5 protein-coding genes and 1 pseudogene are annotated in these 3,783 nt (G+C 75.9%); 3 read left to right on the forward strand and 3 right to left on the reverse strand.

Translation table 11 applies throughout. From position 1 onward, the window contains the following. The 3 genes from ACWEN3_RS43305 to ACWEN3_RS43315 all read right to left on the reverse strand — a co-directional run. Window positions 1-187: hypothetical protein (locus tag ACWEN3_RS43305; protein ID WP_452983296.1), on the reverse strand; the 187-nt coding region annotated here is incomplete at its 3' end. 316 nt (window positions 188-503) lie between these two features. Beyond that, window positions 504-1,391 (reverse strand): glutathione S-transferase C-terminal domain-containing protein, encoded by an 888-nt coding sequence (locus ACWEN3_RS43310; protein WP_452983299.1) that lies wholly within the window; start codon window positions 1,389-1,391, stop codon window positions 504-506. A gap of 76 nt (window positions 1,392-1,467) precedes the next feature. After that, window positions 1,468-1,590, reverse strand: coding sequence for a putative leader peptide (locus tag ACWEN3_RS43315; protein ID WP_452983301.1), 123 nt, complete (start codon window positions 1,588-1,590; stop codon window positions 1,468-1,470). A gap of 160 nt (window positions 1,591-1,750) precedes the next feature. On the opposite strand from ACWEN3_RS43315, the gene ACWEN3_RS43320 reads away from it, so the two are divergent. From ACWEN3_RS43320 to ACWEN3_RS43330, 3 genes and pseudogenes are all read left to right on the forward strand, one after another. After that, on the forward strand, window positions 1,751-2,911 hold the full coding sequence (locus tag ACWEN3_RS43320; protein ID WP_452983304.1) for an NAD(P)/FAD-dependent oxidoreductase: 1,161 nt from the start codon (window positions 1,751-1,753) through the stop codon (window positions 2,909-2,911). Then, window positions 2,908-3,210 carry a (2Fe-2S)-binding protein gene (locus ACWEN3_RS43325; protein WP_452983306.1) on the forward strand — a complete coding sequence of 101 codons (303 nt, stop codon included), beginning with the start codon at window positions 2,908-2,910 and terminating at the stop codon, window positions 3,208-3,210. Before ACWEN3_RS43320 ends, ACWEN3_RS43325 begins: the two co-directional genes overlap by 4 nt. Next, window positions 3,203-3,682 (forward strand): annotated as a pseudogene (locus ACWEN3_RS43330) (FAD-dependent oxidoreductase); the annotation flags it as partial. The gene ACWEN3_RS43325 and the pseudogene ACWEN3_RS43330, both read left to right, overlap by 8 nt. Between the last annotated feature and the right edge of the window lie 101 nt (window positions 3,683-3,783).

Below are 3,783 nucleotides of genomic sequence, written 5' to 3' on the forward strand. Positions count from 1 at the left end.
GCGTGACCGCCGCCGAGACCATCCGGAGCGACCGGGTGCGGTCCTCGAACCGCTCCTCCAGGTAGGCCGACAGGCTGACGGCGTTCCCGGCGCGCCGGCTGTTCCCGCTGCTCGCCGCCGCGGTCCCCGAGGAGAAGCTGCTCTTCATCGGGGACCGGATCCGGATCGCCTCGAACCGCACGCCCACCCGCCCGCACCCCTCGGCTCCGCACAGCCCCGCCGCGGCCAAGCTGCTGGGCCCGGCGCTGAGGATCGCCGACCGCATCCGCGACGTCGCCTCCGGCCGCGGCCGGCGCCCGCGGTGAACGATCTCCCCTGAGCGCCTCACGCGGTCCCACCCGGATCCGAACATCCGTTAGGGGAGAGTTCGCGCGGGACACCCGAGATGTTCCTTCAGGTGATCTCCTCGGAGGGGTGGGGGCCAGGGCTTCGGGCGGGAGGCAGCAGGCGCCCGGCAGGCGGTCGTCCGGCACCGCCTCGAACCGGAGTTCGGCGAACCGACCTCACCTGCGGGAGGCGTCCGGGGCCTCCGCGGCGTGGGCCGCCCAGTCCAGGATCTGGACGGCCGCTCCGGCGGCCTCCAGGCCCCGGCAACGGCCGTGGTGGCGGCGCGCGATGCCGTCGAGGTCGAGATGGCGGCCGAAGGCGGGACGGGCGGTCAGGCGGCGGGCGTAGGCCCACAGGGCGCGGTGGCCGGCGATGCGGTGCACGGCCGAGGCGTCGAGATGGCAGCGGTGGACGGTGTCGAGCCGCACCAGGGACACCCACAGCTCGACGTCGGCGCCGGTGAGCCGGTCGTCCACCAGGTACTCCTCCCCCGTCAGCCGCCGCTCCAGCCGGCCCAGGGTGTCGAGCAGGACGTCGAGCGCGGCGGCCCGCTCGGCGGGGCCGGCGCCGGCCCGTCCGGCGCGCTGGGCGGCGTCCTCGACGCCCTCGGCGCACATCCGCTCGACGGCCTCGATCACGGACTCGAGGCCGTGCGGGAACAGGCAGGCCCGGCGGCCCGGCGGGAAGCGGTCCAGGTCGCGCAGGATGTCGGGGGCGTGGGTGCTGACGATGCGCCCGGACCAGTCGTCGCTGAGGACGGGCGCGAGCGCCGGGCCGGTGTAGTGGTGGGCGCTCGCCTCGTACAGCGGGCGCAGTGCCGCGTGGCCGCCGCCGGGACCGTCCGGGACGGCGGGCAGGAAGGTGACCGGACAACTGCCGTCCAGGGCGAGGAGGCCGTGGCCGACGGCGAGGCGCAGGCCGTCGGGACAGGCGGTCGACAGATGGAGGCGGTAGCGGTGGGACACGGCGTAGTGGCCGCTGCGTGCGTCCCGGCCGATCCGGCCCCGGAAGACGGGGGCCGTGCGGTGGACGGGCGGGACGGCGGCGAGCGGAGTGGTGGACATGCGTCTCCCCGGGTCGTGGGCATGCGGAGGTGCGCGCCGGCGGGCGGCGCCGGCCGGCGGGCGCGAGGGGCCCGGCTCAGCGCTCGGCGCTGATCGCGCTGCAGACGCGCAGCAGGTCGATGTGCCGGCGGGAGGTGAGCAGGGGGGCGCGAAACGGCGTCCGGCCCGCTCGGCCGGTGCCCGTTGCGAGGCGCGCCATGATTCCCTACCCGTTCACTAGGATTCCTGCCTGGAGTGTCGATCCGGCACCGCGCGGCGTCAAGAGGGCGTCCACGCCTGGGACACGCGCGGATGACGGGGCGAGGGGCACGCGCGTCGGGGTCCTCCCCAGGACGGGCGACATGTGACATAGTACTGCCGTGGCGATGCGACTGACCTGCGATGTCGTGGTCGTCGGAGCCGGAATGGTGGGGGCGGCCTGTGCGCTGTACGCCGCGCGGTCCGGCCTCGACGTACGGGTGGTGGACCGGGGCCCGGTGGCCGGCGGCACCACCGGCGCGGGCGAGGGCAACCTGCTCGTCTCCGACAAGGAAGCCGGCCCGGAGCTCGAACTCGCCCTGCTCTCGGCGCGGTTGTGGGAGCGGCTGGCCGAGGAGCTGGGCGCGGCGGTCGAGTACGAGCCGAAGGGCGGCCTCGTGGTCGCCTCGACCCCCGCCGCCCTGGCCGCCCTGCGGGACTTCGCCGACGGCCAGCGGACCGCCGGGGTCACGGCCCGGCCGGTCGGGGCGGACGAACTCCTCGACCTGGAGCCCCACTTGGCCCCGGGCATGGCGGGTGGCGTGCACTATCCGCAGGACGCCCAGGTGATGCCCGCGCTGGCCGCCGCCCATCTGCTCCGCTCCTCCGGCGCCCGCCTGCACACGGGCCGTACCGTGACGGACGTGCTGCGGAGCCCGGACGGCGCGGTGCTCGGGGTCCGCACCGACCGGGGCGACATCCACGCGCCGGCGGTGGTGAACGCGGCCGGCACCTGGGGCGGCGACCTCGCGGCGCTCGCGGGCGTACGGCTGCCGGTGCTCCCCCGGCGCGGCTTCGTCCTGGTCACCGAGCCGCTGCCGCGCATGGTCCGGCACAAGGTCTACGCGGCGGACTACGTGGCCGACGTGGCGAGCGACTCGGCCGGGCTGCGCAGTTCACCGGTCGTGGAGGGCACGGCCGCCGGGCCGGTGCTGATCGGCGCGACCCGCGAACGGGTCGGCTTCGACCGCTCGTTGTCGCTTCCGGCGGTCCGGGCGCTCGCGGCCGGCGCGATCGGGCTGTTCCCGTTCCTGCGGGGGGTCCGCGCGCTGCGGACGTACGCGGGCTTCCGGCCGTACCTGCCCGACCACCTCCCGGCGATCGGTCCCGACCCCAGGGTGCCCGGACTCTTCCACGCCTGCGGGCACGAGGGGGCCGGCATCGGACTGGCCGCCGGCACCGGGCGGTTGATCGCGGGGACGCTCACCGGGAAGGCGGCGGAGCTGGATCTCACGCCGTTCCGGCCGGAGCGGTTCGACACCGATGGAGGCGGTACGACGTGAATCCACTGGAGTTGGCCGGGGCCCGGCCGGGCGAGGGCTTCACCGTGACCTTCGACGGCCGGCCGGTCGCCGCCCTGCCCGGCCAGACGGTGGCGGCCGTCCTGTGGGCGGCGGGCGTGCCGGCCTGGCGCGACACCCGTGGCACGGGCCGGCCCCGCGGGGTGTTCTGCGGGATCGGGGTGTGCTTCGACTGCCTGGTGACCGTCAACGACCGCCCGAACCAACTGGCTTGCCTGGTCCCGTTGCGGCCGGGCGATGTGATCCGCACACAGGAGGGGACGGGCCGGGAAGATGGCTGAGCGACCACACCTCGCCGTCGTCGGAGCGGGTCCGGCCGGGCTGGCCGGAGCGCTGGCGGCGGCCGCACGGGGAGTGCGGGTGACCCTCGTGGACGCCGCCGAGCAGGCCGGCGGGCAGTTCTACCGGCCGCCCGCCGCCGCCCTGGGCGCGCGCCGCCCCCAGGCGCTGCACCACCGGTGGCGCACCTGGGAGCGCCTGCGGGACGGACTCGCGCGCCAGGTCGCCGCGGGCCACCTCACGCATCTGACGGACCACCACGTCTGGTGCGTGACGAGGGACGCGGACGCGTTCACGGTGCACGCCCTGCTCGGTCCCGCGCAGGAGGAAGGCGTCACCGTCCGCGCCGACGCCGTCCTGCTCGCCACCGGAGGCTACGAGCGGGTGCTGCCGTTCCCGGGCTGGACCCTCCCCGGGGTCGTCACCGCGGGCGGCGCCCAGGCCATGCTGAAGGGCGGTCTGGTGTCGCCCGGATAGAAGTAGCGCCCGGCCGGACCAGCGCTGTGGATGCAACGGTGGAAGTCGGCGACCTTCGCGGTGCGGTCGCCGGTCAGCATCACGTTGGCCGGCTTGAC

This window comes from Streptomyces sp. NPDC004561 (genome assembly GCF_053602155.1).